This window comes from Geomonas sp., assembly GCF_056994735.1.
Map to the genome: position 1 here is coordinate 1 of NZ_JBXKJL010000492.1, position 1,297 is coordinate 1,297.

Here is a 1,297-nt window from a genome sequence, read left to right on the forward strand (position 1 = left end):
ACTATGTACCAGATGAGGTAGCGTGGCCTTTTCCGCACCGTGGCGGGTGTTTCTTCAGTGAATTTTTCTTCCGATGACGTCATGTAAGAAGTTCTCTCCGGTCTGAGATGCTGCCCGGACAGCCTTGTTAGCCCCGGGGGTGGTGGATGCGGTAAAGCGAGACATGTTGCAAGGTATTCCACCTCTCATCCCCGGTACAGCAGCACCCCCGCAACGGCTGCCAGGGCGATCAGTATCGGCTCGGCTACCTTGAAGCGCCACAGCACCACCAGGCTGACCAAGGCGATGATGGCGGTGGTAAGATCGACGATGGAGTTTTCCGCGAGAATCACCGACGCCCCGGCAATTGCCCCGGAAGCCGCGGCGGTTGCCCCCTTGATAAACCCCTTAAGACCGGGATTGTTGCGGTACCGGACCACGTAGCCGCCCACGAAGAGGACGAAGAGGTACACCGGCAGGAAAACTGCCGCCGCCGCGACCACGGCCCCCAACAAACCCGCGACCAGATAGCCGACGAATGCCGCCGTAATGACGACCGGCCCCGGCGTGATGATCCCTACTGCGACCGCATCCAGGAACTGGCGCTCGTTTAGCCAGTGATGATGCTGCACCACGCCCTGATGGAGGAAGGGGACGATCGCCAGCCCGCTGCCGAAGGTAAACGCGCCGGCTTTGACGAAGAACCCGCCAAGTTGGGCAATGACAGGCCAAGTGAAGGACGCTCCCCCGACAGCGGGCGCCGCCACGAAGAACAGGGAGTGCCGCAGCCAGTGCTTCCAATTCCTTGGCGGGTTGTAGATGACCATGCCGATGAGACCCGCCACCACGAAGAGAAGGGCCATTTCGGCGCGCGCCACGATGGTGATGACCGCAAGGATGCCGAAGACGATCCACATGCGCCAGTCGCCGCCTACGGTGGTCCTGGCCAGACGTACCGCGGAAAGGGCGACGATGGCGATGACCACCGGGCCGATGCCATAGAAAAGGGCCTGCACCACGGAAAGCCCCTGGTAGGCAACGTACAGCACTGAGACCACCAGCACGATCAGGAATGCCGGGAGGATGAAGACGATCCCGACCAGCGACGCGCCGACTAATCCATGCCGGATGAAGCCGATCCACATGGCGAGCTGGGCGGCGAGCGGCCCCGGCATCATCTGGGAGAAAGCGAGTCCCTCGACGTACTCCTGCTCCGTGATCCAGCGCCGCCCTGTCAGGTCGCGGTGCATGTAGGCGGCGAGCGCGATCGGGCCGCCGAAGCCGGAAGCGCCGAGCTTCAGGAAATATCCAACCAGGG

General features: G+C 62.5%; 1 protein-coding gene. It reads right to left on the reverse strand.

The window, feature by feature from the left end; genetic code table 11:
• Window positions 1-185: 185 nt before the first annotated feature.
• The coding region (gene chrA / locus AC11W3_RS20785; protein ID WP_484093696.1) for a chromate efflux transporter at window positions 186-1,297 on the reverse strand (1,112 nt) is incomplete at its 5' end.